The 16,422-nt window shown below is 35.1% G+C and carries 15 protein-coding genes and 1 riboswitch; of the genes, 3 read left to right on the top strand and 12 right to left on the bottom strand.

From position 1 onward, the window contains the following. Positions 1–89: 89 nt before the first annotated feature. The gene (locus C9J29_RS05080) at positions 90–2,567 is read right to left on the bottom strand and encodes an S-layer homology domain-containing protein (protein ID WP_090001252.1); all 2,478 of its coding nucleotides are present in this window, start codon (positions 2,565–2,567) and stop codon (positions 90–92) included. A gap of 532 nt (positions 2,568–3,099) precedes the next feature. Here C9J29_RS05080 and C9J29_RS05075 point away from each other — a divergent pair. Beyond that, entirely contained in the window at positions 3,100–3,996 is an 897-nt protein-coding gene (locus C9J29_RS05075) for a LysR family transcriptional regulator (RefSeq protein ID WP_107922000.1), read from the top strand. 58 nt (positions 3,997–4,054) lie between these two features. Here the strand turns inward: C9J29_RS05075 and C9J29_RS05070 are convergent, their stop codons facing one another. The 4 genes from C9J29_RS05070 to C9J29_RS05055 form a co-directional block, all read right to left on the bottom strand. Then, positions 4,055–5,044, bottom strand: coding sequence for an aldo/keto reductase family protein (locus C9J29_RS05070; protein ID WP_008174423.1), 990 nt, complete (start codon positions 5,042–5,044; stop codon positions 4,055–4,057). A gap of 215 nt (positions 5,045–5,259) precedes the next feature. Next, positions 5,260–5,838 (bottom strand): type 1 glutamine amidotransferase family protein, encoded by a 579-nt coding sequence (locus tag C9J29_RS05065; protein ID WP_008174425.1) that lies wholly within the window; start codon positions 5,836–5,838, stop codon positions 5,260–5,262. Positions 5,839–5,996: 158 nt separating this feature from the next. Then, positions 5,997–6,494: a DinB family protein gene (locus tag C9J29_RS05060; RefSeq protein WP_008174428.1), complete on the bottom strand. Its 498-nt coding sequence runs from the start codon at positions 6,492–6,494 to the stop codon at positions 5,997–5,999. Between the two features lie 76 nt (positions 6,495–6,570). Next, the gene (locus tag C9J29_RS05055) at positions 6,571–7,485 is read right to left on the bottom strand and encodes a helix-turn-helix transcriptional regulator (RefSeq protein WP_090001248.1); all 915 of its coding nucleotides are present in this window, start codon (positions 7,483–7,485) and stop codon (positions 6,571–6,573) included. Between the two features lie 399 nt (positions 7,486–7,884). Here C9J29_RS05055 and C9J29_RS05050 point away from each other — a divergent pair, with 399 nt between their 5' ends. Together C9J29_RS05050 and C9J29_RS05045 are read left to right on the top strand one after the other, a co-directional pair. Beyond that, a complete protein-coding gene (locus tag C9J29_RS05050) occupies positions 7,885–8,400 on the top strand; it encodes a YwhD family protein (RefSeq protein WP_090001246.1) in 516 nt (171 codons plus the stop codon). Next, a complete protein-coding gene (locus C9J29_RS05045) occupies positions 8,400–8,636 on the top strand; it encodes an indolepyruvate ferredoxin oxidoreductase subunit alpha (RefSeq protein ID WP_089985475.1) in 237 nt (78 codons plus the stop codon). The genes C9J29_RS05050 and C9J29_RS05045 overlap by 1 nt, the downstream gene beginning before the upstream one ends. A 158-nt stretch (positions 8,637–8,794) precedes the next feature. Here the strand turns inward: C9J29_RS05045 and C9J29_RS05040 are convergent, their stop codons facing one another. The 7 genes from C9J29_RS05040 to C9J29_RS05010 form a co-directional block, all read right to left on the bottom strand. Beyond that, entirely contained in the window at positions 8,795–10,078 is a 1,284-nt protein-coding gene (locus C9J29_RS05040; RefSeq protein WP_371861896.1) for a glycoside hydrolase family 5 protein, read from the bottom strand. 150 nt (positions 10,079–10,228) lie between these two features. Beyond that, positions 10,229–10,666, bottom strand: coding sequence for a dUTP diphosphatase (gene dut / locus C9J29_RS05035; protein ID WP_107921752.1), 438 nt, complete (start codon positions 10,664–10,666; stop codon positions 10,229–10,231). A gap of 11 nt (positions 10,667–10,677) precedes the next feature. Further along, a complete protein-coding gene (gene nrdF / locus C9J29_RS05030) occupies positions 10,678–11,646 on the bottom strand; it encodes a class 1b ribonucleoside-diphosphate reductase subunit beta (protein WP_008174439.1) in 969 nt (322 codons plus the stop codon). Then, the gene (gene nrdE, locus C9J29_RS05025; protein WP_107921751.1) at positions 11,634–13,727 is read right to left on the bottom strand and encodes a class 1b ribonucleoside-diphosphate reductase subunit alpha; all 2,094 of its coding nucleotides are present in this window, start codon (positions 13,725–13,727) and stop codon (positions 11,634–11,636) included. The genes nrdF and nrdE overlap by 13 nt, the downstream gene beginning before the upstream one ends. Further along, positions 13,724–14,083: a class Ib ribonucleoside-diphosphate reductase assembly flavoprotein NrdI gene (nrdI, locus tag C9J29_RS05020; RefSeq protein ID WP_025114201.1), complete on the bottom strand. Its 360-nt coding sequence runs from the start codon at positions 14,081–14,083 to the stop codon at positions 13,724–13,726. Before nrdI ends, nrdE begins: the two co-directional genes overlap by 4 nt. After that, positions 14,080–14,304 carry a glutaredoxin family protein gene (locus C9J29_RS05015; RefSeq protein ID WP_107921750.1) on the bottom strand — a complete coding sequence of 75 codons (225 nt, stop codon included), beginning with the start codon at positions 14,302–14,304 and terminating at the stop codon, positions 14,080–14,082. Before C9J29_RS05015 ends, nrdI begins: the two co-directional genes overlap by 4 nt. Positions 14,305–14,421: 117 nt before the next feature. Further along, positions 14,422–14,601: riboswitch (cobalamin riboswitch) on the bottom strand. A 622-nt stretch (positions 14,602–15,223) separates the two neighbouring features. Next, positions 15,224–16,129: an NAD(P)/FAD-dependent oxidoreductase gene (locus C9J29_RS05010; RefSeq protein WP_115648616.1), complete on the bottom strand. Its 906-nt coding sequence runs from the start codon at positions 16,127–16,129 to the stop codon at positions 15,224–15,226. Positions 16,130–16,422 lie beyond the last annotated feature (293 nt).

Genomic DNA, 16,422 nt, shown 5'->3' with positions numbered 1-16,422 from the left:
TAATCGCTGAATACCTCGCAATATGAGAAGATATTGACTTTTTCAGTGCCCTCGGAAATCCACAGGGCTTTCTTACATGATCAGCTTAATTATTTTGAAACTGAACCGTCTTTTACTTTGTTGTTATTTGCATCAACAAGGTTTGTAGCTTTAAATTCAACTACAATGCTATCAGTTAAAGCGTAGTCAGCTTTAGTTGTTACAGTTAATTTACCATTAGCTACAGAAGCTGAAGCAATTTCTACAGTTGAGCCAGCAATTTTAACTGTTAAACCTGTTGGTGTAGCTTGATCAGCAATGCTTTCAGTGAAGTCAACTGTAAATGTTTTGCTATCTACTACTGTTACTTTAGAAGCTACAGGCACAATATTTTCTTTAAGAGCAACTAGAGTTGTCGCTTTGCCATTTTTAAGAGTGTTACCTTTAGTATCTACTACATTTTTAGCTTCAAGTACATAATTACCATTTGCAGTGATAGAACCCTCTGGTAAAGTGAAGCGTACTTTTTTAGTACCATCAACAAATTGAAGTTGAGTGCCAGCAGGTAGCTCTTTTCCTCCAAGTGTGTAGCTAGAAGCGTTTGTTGCTGTTGCAGTCACATCAGCAGCATATTCAACAGTGAATACATTGTTATCTGTTACTACAACTGGTGTAGCCCCAAATACTAATGAATCTGTAGTAGTTTCAGGTGTAGCTTCATACGTGCCAGTTGTCACATTGAATGTGATTGTATCTGCAGTTACGTTGCCAGCTAAATCAGCAACTGCTTTAGCAGATAATTCAAATGTGTATGTTGAATTGCTATCTAAGTCAATGTTCACTTTCACAGTGTTTTTCTCGGCACCCTCAATTTTACCGTTACCATCTACATCGTAACCAGCATCTGCTTTTACAGCTGTTTCTTTTCCAGTAGTGTAAGCAATACCATTTTGAGTTTTAACTGTTAATTTACCATCTACTTTTACTGGCTCGCTAAAAGTAAGGTATAGAGCATCTACATCAGTAGTAGCATTAACATCGTCAGCTACTAACATTTTAGTCGAAGTAGATACAAGTGTAGCAGGCGTTAAATCTTTAGATAAAATAGCCTTGAATTCAAATGCATCTCCAGCATTACCAGCTAAATCTTTTTGTCCTTCGACTTTCACGTCCGCATTAATGAATGTAGCTGTACCTAATGCAGCTTTTGCATCAATAGTAAATACAGTTTTATCCTCTGTATCTTTCATATCAGCATCTTTTAAGTAGTAAACAGTAGAACCGACTGTTACTTTTGCATATTCGGCAGCAGTAGCACCAGCATCTGCATCAAGATTTTGTTTCATTAATTCTTCTGAGAAATCAAACGTGATTTCTGTTCCATTCACTGCAGTAGAAACAGTTGGTTTAGAATTATCAACGTCTGCTTTTAGAACCGTGAAGTTCACTGCAATTGGATTTGCGATATTATTAGCGAAGTCAGTTGCCCCTACGATGTCTACTTTATAAGTTTGATCAGCAGTTAAACCTTTGATCGTTAATGTTTTTCCAGATAATGTATAACGATCTTTAGCAAGTTCAGTACCGTTTAAGCTTACTGTTCCTTCGTTTTGTACAAGCTCATCGAAAGTGATTACAGCTGTTGTGCCTTTTGCTTCAACAGAATTTACGCTAACAGGAGTTGTATCAGCAAATGTGATTAATTTATTAAATTCTTCAGTTAGAATTTTTGCATCTGCTTTTGTTTTGATTGGGTTTACAGTCACTTTGCCATTTGTTAATTTAATTTCTTTATCAGTTGTTAAAGTAACAGTCATTCCATCTTCAGATACTTTAGCGTTCGTAATCGTTACACCATCAATTGCATATTTCGCTGTTACAGCAGCATCTTTTGCATCAACAGCTGTGTTGAACTTCACTTCAAATTCTTTTGCATTAAGTCCTTTTACTGATTCTACTGCTGGTGTTACTTCTTTAACTGCATCAATTGTACGTTTAACCATAGTAGCAAATTCTTCGCGGCTAATTTTATCTTGTGGCGCTAATAATGATCCTTTACCATTGATTACACCATTTTCAACAGCTGTTTCTAAGTAAGATACAGCCCATTTAGAAGCTTTAGAAGCATCTGAGAATTGGCTAAGGTCTGCTTTACCAGTTAATTCATAACCTTGAACGATAACTTTAGCAGCTTGTTCTCTTGTTAATTGTGCTTTTGGTTCAAATTTACCATTACCCATACCGTCAAATAATTCTGGTGAAGTAGCAAGCACTGCATTATAGAACCAGTCATTTTCATTTACATCTGTAAAATCTTCTGTTCCAGTAGCTTTTAAGTCTAATGCTTTTGATAAAATTTCAGCAGCTTCAGCACGAGTAAGTGTACCTGCTGGGTTGAAGTTTCCTTTTTCATCACCTTGGATGAAACCTTTGTCAGTTAAAAACTGCACCGCTTCTTTTGCCCATGATGAAATGCTATCTGCATCATTAAATTCAGCAGCTGATGCTACCGGTACGATTGCTGATGCTACAAGTGCTGCTGTAGCAGTAGTTACGAAAAATTTACGACCTTTGTTATGTTTCGTCATTTTATATTCCTCCAGAATTCAAATAAAATTATATTATTCTGTGAGAACAATATTACCGCTCTATTAACTTTTAAAGATATGTATAATACGTTCTCTCAAATAATAATTACTAATCGTTATGGATAAAGCAGCCTTCAAAAATTTTCATGATGAAAAATACCAATCAATCTTAAATTTGCTTTACAAGACAATAATATAACTACATTACCAATAAATAAACGCTAAAAATAAGGTAATTTTAATACCAAATTGGTTAGATAGGTAATTATTACATAACTTTTTCCCAATAATTAGATAAACGAAGACAAAATGCACATAAAAACATTTATTTATAGCTGAAAACTTTAATTTCCATTTTTCAGATTCCATTTATTTTTTTGGTATAATAGTATGTTTAATGAATTATAGAACGGTATAAATGTAAAGCATTAACAGGTTAATCTCTATGCTAATAAAATATAAATTGTTAAAATTAGCTATAATTATTGTTCGCCTATCATTACTATATCGATTTTAGAAGGGGTGATTGAAAATAGATATTAGAAAGATGCGCTATTTCATGATGGTGGCAGAAGAATTGAATTTTAGTCGTGCGGCAGAACGTCTTCGGATGGCACAGCCTCCCCTTAGCCAAGAAATTCGTAAATTAGAAGAAGAGCTGGGCGTTCAACTTTTTCATCGGACAAAGAGAATGGTTGAGCTAACAGATGCAGGGAAGATATTTTTACAAGGATCTAGGCAAACTCTCATTCAATTAGAAAAAACCATACATGAAACACAACTTGCTGCTGAAGGGAAAAATGGGAGCTTAATCATAGGTTTTGTTGATTCAACAGAAATCGTTATAAAAATCCTTAATAAATTTAGAGCACGCTTTCCACAAGTTCATCTTACCTTACGTGAAATGACAACAGAACAACAATTAGCAGCACTTTATGAAAAACAAATTCATATTGGATTTATACGTTCTGAGCAGAACAACGAAACACTTGCTTCAGAAATTTGTTTTGAGGAATCTTTAAGATTAGTTTTACATCAAGATCACCCTTTAGTCTCTTTGCCCGAAATTCCATTACAATTACTAGCGGATGAACCGTTTATAATGTTTCCGCGGCATTTTGGTCCCCATTTTTATGATTTAATCATTAGCTACTTTTGGGATCACGGGGTAAGTTTAAACGTCGTGCAAGAGGCTATACAAATGCAAACGATTGTTAATCTAGTGGCAACTGGAATGGGTGTTTCTGTTGTTCCTTCATCGATGGAAAGTTATAACCGTCCTGGAGTAATCTATAAAAAAATCAAAGAGACTACACCAAAAATAAACCTATATGTTGGCTGGAGACAAGATGAAAAATCTTCAGTCGTTCCTCATTTCTTAACAATTGTTAGAGAGCACTATTATATGTCCCAAATGAATGACCAATAATAAAAGCCCATCCTATAATGGGATGGGTCATCAAGTATGAAAAGTCTTGTACAAAAAATTATCCCGTTTTACTTGGGTCGTACTCAATGATACCTTCTAGAACTCCATCAATCTGATTCATGATTGCAGGTTCTAGTTTGACGCTAGCAGCTAATGCATTCTCTCTTACCTGTTCTGGGCTTGACGCACCAATAATCGCTGAGGAAACATGCTCGTTTTGTAGTACCCAAGCTACTGCAAGTTGAGCAAGAGTAAGATCCATCTCTTGTGCAATAGGTTTAAGCTTTTGTATAGCCGTGAGTACATTGTCGTCCATCCAACGTCGTGCAAGTTTGTTGAAAAAAGGTTTGCCCGCATCAGAGTTAGCCCGGGACTGCACTGGCACTGGTTTTTGTGGTAAATATTTTCCTGTAAGAATACCTTGTGCTAGAGGCGACCAAACGACCTGTCCTAGCCCTTCACGTTGGCAAGTCGGTATCACATCAGTTTCGATAACTCTCCATAGCATGGAATACTGTGGTTGGCTAGCGATGAGAGGAATATGCAATTCTCGTGCAAGAGATGCAGCCCTAGTAATTTGTTCTGCCGTCCACTCACTTACACCGATATAAAGTACTTTACCTTGTCTTACAAGATCTGAGAATGCTAGCATCGTTTCTTCGAGAGGAGTAGTTGGATCGTACCTGTGTGCATAATAGACATCAATATAGTCGGTTTGTAACCGACGTAAAGAAGCATGACAATTTTCTAGAATATGTTTTCGAGATAAACCTTTATCGTTTGGCCCATTACCAGTCGGATGGCACACCTTCGTACATAGTTCAATGCTCTCTCTCCTCACATCTTGTAATGAGCGACCAAGTATTTCCTCTGCTTTCGTGTCTGAATAAACATCAGCGGTATCAAATGTTGTAATACCAACATCTAATGCTGCTCTTACACATGCATGTGCCATCTCCTCATTCACTTTTCCGCCATGATTTATCCAGTTTCCATAGGCAATCTTACTGATGGATAATCCACTATTGCCAAGTTTATTAAATTCCATGCTAGACCCTCCTTTTATATGGTATCTTCATTATAAAAGCCACGTATTATTACGGATAATATATTATTAGCTATAGATTAATATAAAAAATATATAACACTAAAGGGAAAAATAACCTCCTACTATCCTTAGATGTAGAAGGTTATTCCTAAATTATTATTTTAAAGGTATGGTAGAAATGGACTTATCAAATTTTAATAGCAACCTGATGACCATTAAACAATAAATCCTTTTTTAAATAAATCATACCATTCCTTTAGTTCTTTTTTTTCTAAAACAGCCAATTTACATAAAATATCTCTCGAAAATTCTAATGCACCGGTGCCATTTGCTGTTATAAGACTGCCATCACTAACGGATTGCTGGTCTATATATTTTTCATCCCCCTTATAATTAGGTGCCGCTTCTTTCAAATAGGCTAATGAATTACCTGTATGTTTATATTGCTCAAGAAATCCGTGATTCCCTAAAAAAGTAGTGGCATCACAGATTGCTGCAACTGGGATGTCCTCTGTAAAGCAAAACTCGACAAGCTTCTTGGCCTGTTGATTTTTCTCTTCCTTCCATCCAGTTCCACCAGGTATGATTAACATAGTGATTTCTAAATCAAAAGGAAAATCTAGTAGGCTATAGTCAGGAAGAACCGTCAATCCTCCCATCGATTTCTTTGGATTTTTATCAATTGCAATTGTCTGAACTTGAAATCCTGTCCCAGGTTTATTTAACTCTGCCGTTACATAACTTGCCTCCCAATCGGCAAAGCCATCAATAATAAAAACTAAAACATTTTTCAATTGTGTTCCTCCTTATTTTTTAATGATGAATGTAGTAAATCCAGCAAGGTTCTGCTGATTCAACCATATGATGAGTTGATTACTACCATTACCTCTAGTAAGATCATATAAAATCAGTAGTTGTGGCATTATATTTAAATGTTTAGTGTATGGAACAACTATAAATACCAATACAAAGAAAAGTCATTCATGATAGATTCGTACCCCTGTTGTCTTAACATAGTTGTTATGTTTCCACGGTGATATGTACCATGATTAGCAACATGGAATAAAATTTCTGAGTATGCTGTATTTCTAGAACCTGACCAAGGGTTATTCACGTTTATTTTCTGCTCTAAATCTTGCTGGCTACTCATCCATTTTTCATACTGTGTAGCAAGTTCTTCATTTGCCTTAATAAATTCATCTAAAGAATAAAAATTAGTCTTTTCTACCAATGTCCTTGCAGCTTGAAATGCTTCTTGCATATCAATTCCTTTAAGTACTTGTAACCACATTACATCAACGACATATATGTGACTAAATGTTTGAGCAATCGTTGAGTATGAACTTTTAATCTCTTCATATAGAACATGGCTTGGCAATTCCCTCATTCTTTCTAATAGCACCTTATTAGCCCAAACATGGTACTCGTACATATTTTTTGCATGATTCATAAAACATCTACTCCTTTATTATTAGTATTAGAAACTTACTTTTTGATTATAAAAAAAGATATATGACAGCAGCCTGTCATACATCTTTATAAATATTGATTAATTTTTTGGCTTCCTCTACTAAAATTGATTGCAGTTCAACAGGCTTTATAATTTTAGCCTCACTACCGAAGCTTAAAAGAATCGATTTCAGCCATCCAGCATGCAGAGGTTGATAAACGGAAAATGTAAATGTCATACTTCCATCGCTATTCATGACCTTTGAAGAATTTTGGAATTGGTCTAATGCTTCCGCTAAGGAATATGGACTTACCCAGATGACCACCTCCTGCACTCTCTCTTGATGACCTCTTGAATAGGATGAATCGCTTTTATACTCATGCATTTGTAAATACTTTTCTTGTGTCAGAGTAATGCCCATCATACGCGATACTTTAAATTCTCTATGACTCTTACGCCCTCTACAATAACCATATAAATACCAGTTACAATACTTATAATGAAGGTGAATGGGTTCTACTTCACGAGACGTAAATTCATTTTTATTATTTACATAATTAAAGTAAATTACTTTTCTTTCGTATATAGCTTGTCTAAGGTTCATTAAAGAACTCGGTTCCGTCCTATAGCTTTCCAAATCAATCATGAACGCACTTTTTTTATCACCTATGTCCAGCATTTTTAGTCTTTCTAGTGTATGTTCAACATCTTTATCTTCAAAGATACTTGATAAACTACTTAATACTGAGATTAAATTCAAAATGTCGTTAGGGTCCATTAAGCTTTTATCGAATTTGTATCCTTCTATAATCCCGAAACCGCCGTTTGTCCCTTGGAAAGAAACGACTGGTATACCAGCGGCACATATTGCTTCAATGTCTCTATAAATTGTCCTTGATGATACTTGAAATTCATTTGCTAAGCTAGAAGCCGACACTATTTCATGATTGAGAAGCTTGAAGATAATAGATAGTAATCGTTCTAATTTCATTATTCTTTTCCTCTCATTAAATCTATTTAGTACCAATTCTACTCTTTCTGTATGACTCAGTGAAATTTATTTATCGAAATAGACATTGTCAATTTTCTTATTTATATAAAGTTCATAAAAATGTAAGCGAACATCAATTTACCATATCATAACAATTCAGACGTAAGTCCGAAGACAACAAAGGATAATAAGTTGTATATTTCAGTTATACTTTTGAATTAAAAAAGTATGAGGAGAAATCCTTGGCAACCATTACGTATAGTATAAAAATTACTACTAAAACGTTCAATTAGATTAATTTATAAAAGCTATACGTAATGAATTTGCTTTTTAATACTATACATTGTTTCTATTTGCGACACCTGTAAATGTTGTAAAAAGAGTGTGGGGGTGTTTTCTATGAAAGAAAAGATACATTTTACCATCTTAAGTAATGATTCAACAGATGGAGATGGGGGGTTCGGAGTAGGTACCCTTGATTTAAATAATGTAACGCCTATTATTATAGATTGTGAAAAAGAACACGTATTTATAGACCTAGAAGCCTTACATGGGCGAAGTATTATTGAAAAAAAAGTGCGTTTTTCACCAGATTTAGCGCATGCTAGTGACGATTATAATCGATATTGGATTGTTTGGGTAGCGCTTCAGGTCGGGGAAAATGGACCTTATTATGCAGGATGTACCGCAAGTGAAGTACGGGTATCGAAAGAAGAACGCCGCATTAAACTTGGCTATAAATCGATGCCAGAGCAAGTAAATTATTTAGATAAAGCACTTAAAGGGAATTTTCTCCTCCATCATGTCGATACAAATTCAAAAAAACTACTTTCCCAATTTTTATCTGAATTTAATGAACTGTATTGGACACACTCACCTGAAGAATTAAAACATCAATTATGGGAGGATTTGTAATGGCTTTTGTAATTACAGAATTATGTAGGGATGAAAAAGCAGCCGTTTGTTTAGATGTCTGTCCCGTAAATTGCATTGTGAATACGGATACTCAATATGTCATTAACCCTGATATTTGTATTGATTGTGGCGCTTGTGAATTAGTTTGCCCCGTAGAGGCTATTTTTTTTGAGGATGAATTGCCTGATGAATATAATTCTGCAACTCTACTAGCGCGTAACTATTTTCGAAACTAAATGACAGGCAATTACTATCTTTTATTACCTGCAACAGCAAGATATTGATTGAAAGATGGACTGATTTAAAGCGCATAGTGTCAGGCAAAAAAGTAGTACAAACGATCGTTTGTACTACTACAATAATTTCTATTTGATCTTAGCAGAGAACAAATATGTTACTTGTTGAGATCTTTTTTCAGGACATCCCAAATAGAATTATCTACTTCTATTGCTTTTCTATCAGGTAGTTCTCCAATTGCCCGCGCATCCCAATAGGCCTCTTTAACAGGTTTATTACCTAATTCAAAATCCATAGCATCCCACGTGTCTTCACGAAATGCATAAAATGCCCAGTGCCAGCCGTAATCATTAAAAATATCAATTAAATCCTTCATATATTGATCCGCTCCATCAACCATTCGGTTAATGCCAAACTCTTCTGCAATAATTCGGTTGTTTGATATATTGTGCTTTTCTGCCCATTTAGCAACGGGTTCTAAAAAATCTTTTAATGAAGTTTTATCAAACATTTTTTCATTTTGATCATTCCCGACTTTGACCTTACCAGGATAAGTGTATGTGAATCCTTTTTTTCGATTTTGGCTTGTCATTTCATACGGTTCATACATATGGAAAGCATACAGCACATTTTTATCTTCTATTGGTTTTAAATAGTTTATTGCCCAAGGCGTAGCAAATAAACCCGAATCTAAAATAATAGGTGTATCCGCATCTACAGATCGTATAGAATCTACAATCGTTCCATAAAGTCTATTTAAATCTGCTGGCGTGTTTTCTATCTTGTCGTACCATTTATCATAGTCTTCTGTCCAAAAATCATTAAAACCTGTGGCTGTTTCAGGATGCGGTTCATTAATTACATTATATCCTACCACTGCGGGGTGATCTTTTAAGCGCATGGCAAGATCTTTCCAGAAAAGCGCTGCTTGCTCATGATAGTTAAAGTCTTGCCAAATTCGGTCATCATTTTCATAGTTATTAAACTGTCTCCAACGGTTTCCCGGAAGACTAAGAACAGTTAGTACAACTTTTGATCCTCTTGCATAAGCTGCATCTAAATCTTCTTTTAACATCTTAAAATCATTTTCAACAATTCCCTCATACTGATCTGCATTACCGATTAAAAAATCTTTATTAGGCGTAGCATCAGGTTTATCATCAAATAAGAAATCTCTTTCCTTTGCCCATTTATCAGGAGCTAAACGGATAAATTCAATGTTGAATTTATTAGCCTCTTCATAATTTTCTGGCAGAGAAGTGGAATTCATAAAATTTGTACCTTTTCTTTGCTCATCCCAAAAACCATTTTGCATCTGTGGCGTTGCCAGTTTCTCTTGTTTCTTTTGTTTTTCTTCTTGCTCCACAGAAATACAGCCATTAGCAAAGACGACTATTAAAGCACACCAAAGGGAAACTATCATGTTGAACTTATTTTTCATTCGTTTCCTATGATTTATTTCTCTCATATTATCACCTCATGTAAATCGTACTGAACCTACGTTACACGAATGTGACAATTTTAAAAAAACAAAAAGGATTGAGTTCAGTATCAAACTCAATCCCGACATACGCCTATTTAAAACTGACTCTTATTTTGTACCACTCGCTCCAAATCCAGAAGTTCCACGAACCGTTTGAGATAATTCATTGACTTCCAGTAGTTGAATAGTAGGGACAAATTGAATCACCATTTGGGCAATTCGCATAGATTTTTCTACTAAGAACGTATTTTGACCATGATTAATTAAAATAACACCAATTTCCCCTCTATAGCCTTCATCGATTGTTCCTGGGCTATTGAGCACTGTAATACTATGTTTTAAGGCTAGTCCACTTCTTGGTCGAATTTGTGCTTCCGTTCCTTTAGGTAATTCAATTTGAATGCCTGTTTTAATTAATTTAGTCCCACCAGCGGGTATCTCTACAGTTTCAATGGAATAGAGATCCATCCCAGCATCACCGGGATTAGCTTGCATTGGTAGCATTGCATCTTCATGCATTCTTTTAATTTTTACTTCTACGTTCATTGTTCTTCATCCTAACGATTAAAATTAAATGTGTCATCTGTAATTGGCGCTACTTTTGCTTTGGCATAGGTAGCCCCCTTTTGTGAAAAGAAATCATATGTGGAGCCCTCATTACGAATTCCATTCATGACGATCGGATTCACTTCTTCTTCAGGGAACATGGCTTCAAAGCCGACATTCATTAAGGCCTTATTAGCATTATAACGCACATAGGCTTTTACCTCAGGCGATAATCCTGTCTCCGCATAAATATCCTCGGTATATTTCATTTCATTTTGATATAAATCCAGCAATAATTCATAACCCCATAATTGTAAGGATTCTTGTTTTTCTTTAGAAAATTGCTTATATAGATTTTGAGCAAAAAACCCTACCGCTACGCCATGAATGGACTCGTCGCGCAAAATGAGAGAAATAATTTCAGCACTGTTTCTTAAAAAACCTTGTCCACCTAAGTATAATGGGTAGAAAAATCCAGAATAGAAAAGGAAAGATTCAAGCATAACGGATGAAAACATCGCTTTCCATAAGCTCTCAGAGTCCCCTTCTTCTATACTATTATAAATATCCGCAATCTTATTTGCCTTATATTGTAAATATTCATTTTTCTTTACCCATTCAAAAAGCTCGTCTATCTCCTCGTTTGTACAAAGCGTTGTAAATATATAAGAATATGATTTAGCATGTATTGCCTCAAATGCATCAAAAACGGTTAATACAGCCTTTTCCTGTAAATCGTCTGTATAAGCAGCAACACGATTCATCCCTATATTCGTCTGAACGGTATCAAGCAAAGTCAGTCCTGCAAACACTTTTTTATATGTGTCCTGATGCTCAAAACTTTTCCACTGTTTAATATCTTTACTCACAGCAATTTCTTCAGGAAACCAAATTTGCTTCCATTGCTGGTCCCAGAAAATTTGGGCAAGTTCACTTGTTGCCTTATTCCAGTTGACTGCCTCATACACTATATTTGACATGCTACACACTCCTCTAAGCTTTGTAATCGTTGACGAACATAGTAAACGGACTTAATCCCTTTAACCCATGCATAAATGTATACTTTAGCTAGTTGTTCTGTTGTCCAATTGTCAGTGACATAAAGAGTCAGTGAAATACCTTGGTCAACGTGTTTTTGAGAAGCTGCGTATAAATCAATTAAATCATAAGGATCAACATCATAGGCCTCAACATATAAATGACTGTTTTCGTTTGTTAAATGTGGCATTGGATAAATCGTGCGACTATCTGCATAATCACGGACCTCTACACGCTCTGTACAAGGAGAGATGGATGCCGTACAGCTACGAATATACGAAATACTGCCGGTTGGTGCTATCGCTAAACGATAGGAATGAAATAGACCATATTCCATAACATCTTCCTTTAATAATTCCCACATTTTATTAGTGATAATTGGAATGTTGCCAAGTGCTTTTAACACAGCAGATGATAGCTCTTCTTCATTCTTATTTACATATTGATCAAAATAGCTACCGGAAGCATAATCGCTATCTTCAAATCGGTAGAACGTTTCTGCTTTTTCTTTAGCCATTTCCATCGATGATTTAAGAGAATAATAGTTCATTGCTTCCATAAAACGGTCCATGAAATCAATAGAATCTTTCGAGCCATACATAATGCCCTCCGTAACAAGATGTCCATGGAGATTCATACAACCTAGCCCTACTGAGTGCATTAATCGATTCGCTTTTGCCACCGATGGGACATTTTTGATGTATGTCATTTGTGACACATTTGTTAATAAGTGCATAGCTGTATCGATTAATGTTTCAAAATCATTTACTTTACTCGCTGCATGAATATCAATTGACCCTAAATTACACGACACATCTAACCCATATTCGTTTGGTTGATCTTGATCTGTGATGACACTAGTTTCTTGAACTTGCAAGATTTCAGTACATAGGTTTGACATTTTTACACGACCGATATTTTTTAGTGGATGTACTTCATTGACATTATCATCAAAAATTTCAAAAGGATAACCTGATTCAAATTGAGCTTTTTTCACCTCAGTATAGAGTCTACGCGCATTCAAACGTTTAATTTTACGGATTTTAGGATTATCAAGTAGTTCATAGTACATTTCTGAAATTGAAATTTCCGACATTCGTTTACCATATACTTTAAAAATATCATATGGACTAAATAACACTATATCTTTATCACGTTTCATCAGATCGAAGAAAATACTTGGAATAATAATTCCTGTTGATAGTGTTGCGAGGCGAATTTTATCATCAGCATTTGGTTTTTTTGATGAAATGAAATTCTCTATATCTGCATGGAAGATATTTAGGTAAACAACTCCTGAGCCATTTCGTTGACCGAGCTGATTAGAATAACTAAATGAATTTTCTAATAGTTTTGCAACTGGGATAACTCCACTTGCACGGTTTAATATTTCTTTAATTGGATCACCTAAAGGTCGTAAATCCGTTAAGTTGACCCCGACCCCTCCGCCTAGGCGTGATAGCTCTAAACAATAACCAATATTTTCAGCAATGCTATTCATAGAATCATCCATTGATAATTTAAAGCAACTGACTAATTCACCACGGGCTTTTTTCCCACTATTTAATGCAGTAGGTGTTGCAGGCTGATAGGCTTCCATCATCGCTTCAACAGAACTCTTTGCTAGCACAGTATTCCCTTGTGCTAAGTACAGGGCAATAATGACAATACGGTCCTCATATTTTTCTAAGATTTCTTCACCATCACGACTTTTCATAGCATAGCTGTCATAAAATTTGCTTGCACTCATAAATGATGGGAAGCGGAAATTATAATCATATGCTTTTTTGTACAGCATCTTTATAAAATCCATCTCGTACATGTCGATAAAATCTTTCTCGTAGTAACCCTCATCCACTAAATAGCGGATTTTTTCCTCTATATCTATAAAATAACGTAAACGTACGTTGACATATTCTAAAAAGTAGCGGCGAGTAGCCTCACGGTCCTTTTCTAGCTCTAGTAGTCCCGTTGTACTATAACGATTCAGTACGTCATTATTAAGCTTTAAATAAGTTTTCATCCCATTACCCTCGTTTCATAAAACATTTGTATTGCTTCATAATCTGTTTGATTGCCACGCAAATCTAACTTCCTCACTAAGGGTACATGATAGGTAGTAGCAATTTTTTCCCCAGCAGCGCCAAAGACATGATGTCCGAAGTTACTATTGCCACTAGCAACTACTCCTTTACAAAAATCTCTATTTTTCTCTAAAAAACGTTGCACTTTTGCCGGAATGTCACCTAAGCCATCTGTATATGTAATTAAAAGATAAGGCTTATTCAAGCTTAATTCCTCAGAGAGTTCAATAGATTCTGCCCTTAATTTAGATACTACATTACGGACATTTCCTGTACGACTAGCGTAAACGATCATAGTGTAATCATCTCAATACGAGAAACAATTTCCTGAACCTCACCTATAAATGTTTCATCTACCTCTAAAACAGGCACACTTAAAAAACCTGCATCTATAATTGTTTTTTTCGCTTGTTCATCGTGATCAATATTAACAATTTCAGCTTCAAGTCCTGCTCGTTGTAATTCGGATTTTACCCAAAGGCATTTTGGACAGATTGTTTTTGTATAAAGTTTCATAGTAATCCCTCTTTTCATAAAATAAAAAAGCTACCTCTTCTAGAGAGATAGCTTAAATGGAAACGTTAACATACTAAAAATACGGACGTTCCCATCTCTTAATCCCCGAAGAAATGATAAATTTGTTTTATATAGGCAGGTCTCCTGGCTTTGCTTCAATCTCTGATTTCCTTCCCATGCGAATGCACACAGTGGTTACAATCATCGTCAGCTTCACAGTTGCGGGGACAGCGTCGGAATAGTACCGAACTTCCCTATTAAACTACATATAGTAGTACCTACACAAAACGAACACAATATATTGTTTTTCGATAGTTTTAAGTGTACCATCCTTTATATAAAAAGTAAATCGAGAAATAAAAGTTCATCAATTTGAGACTATTCATATTTTCTGACATAACCTTGTAGAACGAACTAAAACATAATCATATAAAATATAACCATGTAGCGATAGCATTATTTTATTAAAAAATAGGAACAAAAATAATAGTCGCTTATTTACCTAAAAACGTAGCCACCCTAGTAATTTTATACATAAAAAAGGCATCTTCCTTTACAGTAAAGATGCAATTATGTCTAAAACTATGAGTATGATGTAAATCTCGCATCCTACTCTATACATCCTATCTTCGTAGATTTTTTATTGTACTAGTCTAAAGTAGGACTCCTCTCTTACGATGATGACACATTTTAGTAGTCGTCATAACATTACGAAGACTACTAAAATGTGCTCAACATACAGGTGAGAGGCAACCAACGGTTCTACACTTTTCAGCTAATTTACAATGAATATGTACCTTTTCTAGTTATTCTATATTTATTTATAGTATAACATATCCAAGTTCATTCTCCGCCAGCTTGACTAGTCATATTCAAAATAGCTGATGAATTTTATATGACTCATCAGCTAACCATAAATTTAAAATCTTTCTATTGTTATATCCATGTTTATGCTTGAAGCAGCCTTAAAGCCTTCCGCAGCTGCAATCATTAAAGAAGAGGGACCACCCTTTTCCGTTTCACCAGCAATATATATTCCAGCCGCAGTTGTTCGTCCAGCACCATCAGTCATAATTGTTCCGTTTTCATCAACTTGACAATTTAGCTGTTTAGCAAATTTATTGGGACGATAAAAACTTGGCACAATAAAACCACCCGCTCTTAAAATATTGTCACCTGTTTCTAATTCAACACTAGATAAGTTACCATCATCCCCATGTAAATCTTTAATAGTATTTGTATACGCCTTAATTTTCTTTTGTTCAAAATCATTTTGAATCTTCTTGGAAAGTTGATGACCATTCGTAAAAACAATTAAATCCTGTGACCAATTAAAAACCAATTTCGTCATATGACTAATATGCTCCTCGTTTTCTGCAATGATAGCCAATGGCTTGTCTCGCAGCTCCCAACCATCGCAATATGGACAGCTAAACAAACTTTTACCATAATATTGTCTGATTTGCGGGAGTGGAAATTCCTCTTGTATTCCAGTAGCTAACAGTATTTTTTCAGTTACATAAGTTTTATTTTCCGAAGTATTGACTAGAAATAAACCAGTTATATCATCTTTAATTATTTCTATGACGGTTTGATCCATCATTGTTATAGAAGGATAAGATTCTATATCTTTACTTGCGAGATTCTTAAATTCTTGTGGCTTTATCCCATCTCTTGTTAAAAAACCATGTGACTCCTGAGTTACACGATTCCGATTTGTTCCATTATCAACTAGTGCAACCTTTCTGCGCGCTCTTCCTAATGTTAAGGCAGCACTTAACCCAGCAGGGCCTCCACCTATAATCATACAATCGTATTGATTCATCATTATTTCCCTCCATATCACAATATATTACAGACCTTTAATATCTGCAATTAAGACAAAAGACATCGCTAATTATATGTATGATATCTTTTTCATTCCATTTGTTAAGCCAATTATATATGAGTCATTGATCTCAATAAAAAAAGATACAGTTTAGCTGGTTGGGTCTAATCACTCTATTAAGGACTTAACATATCTATAATATCTATTTAGTTTTTTCTCGTCAAATTTTTCGTTTTCATGCCTAAAATACCGACTAAGCACCGTTAGTTGAAGTACATCTATTCACTTTA

The organism is Lysinibacillus fusiformis (genome assembly GCF_003049525.1).
GTDB lineage: Bacteria > Bacillota > Bacilli > Bacillales_A > Planococcaceae > Lysinibacillus > Lysinibacillus fusiformis.
This window is presented reverse-complemented; position numbering and strand designations above follow the sequence as displayed.

Coding starts and splice junctions, on each gene's coding strand:
- nrdI (WP_025114201.1), bottom strand. CDS start 14,083: ATGATCGTTTACGCTAGTCGTACAGGAAATGTCCGTAATGTAGTATCT.
- C9J29_RS05070 (WP_008174423.1), bottom strand. CDS start 5,044: ATGGAATTTAATAAACTTGGCAATAGTGGATTATCCATCAGTAAGATT.
- C9J29_RS05050 (WP_090001246.1), top strand. CDS start 7,885: ATGAAAGAAAAGATACATTTTACCATCTTAAGTAATGATTCAACAGAT.
- C9J29_RS05040 (WP_371861896.1), bottom strand. CDS start 10,078: ATGAAAAATAAGTTCAACATGATAGTTTCCCTTTGGTGTGCTTTAATA.
- C9J29_RS05010 (WP_115648616.1), bottom strand. CDS start 16,129: ATGAATCAATACGATTGTATGATTATAGGTGGAGGCCCTGCTGGGTTA.
- C9J29_RS05045 (WP_089985475.1), top strand. CDS start 8,400: ATGGCTTTTGTAATTACAGAATTATGTAGGGATGAAAAAGCAGCCGTT.
- dut (WP_107921752.1), bottom strand. CDS start 10,666: ATGAACGTAGAAGTAAAAATTAAAAGAATGCATGAAGATGCAATGCTA.
- C9J29_RS05015 (WP_107921750.1), bottom strand. CDS start 14,304: ATGAAACTTTATACAAAAACAATCTGTCCAAAATGCCTTTGGGTAAAA.
- C9J29_RS05080 (WP_090001252.1), bottom strand. CDS start 2,567: ATGACGAAACATAACAAAGGTCGTAAATTTTTCGTAACTACTGCTACA.
- C9J29_RS05055 (WP_090001248.1), bottom strand. CDS start 7,485: ATGAAATTAGAACGATTACTATCTATTATCTTCAAGCTTCTCAATCAT.
- nrdE (WP_107921751.1), bottom strand. CDS start 13,727: ATGAAAACTTATTTAAAGCTTAATAATGACGTACTGAATCGTTATAGT.
- nrdF (WP_008174439.1), bottom strand. CDS start 11,646: ATGTCAAATATAGTGTATGAGGCAGTCAACTGGAATAAGGCAACAAGT.
- C9J29_RS05060 (WP_008174428.1), bottom strand. CDS start 6,494: ATGAATCATGCAAAAAATATGTACGAGTACCATGTTTGGGCTAATAAG.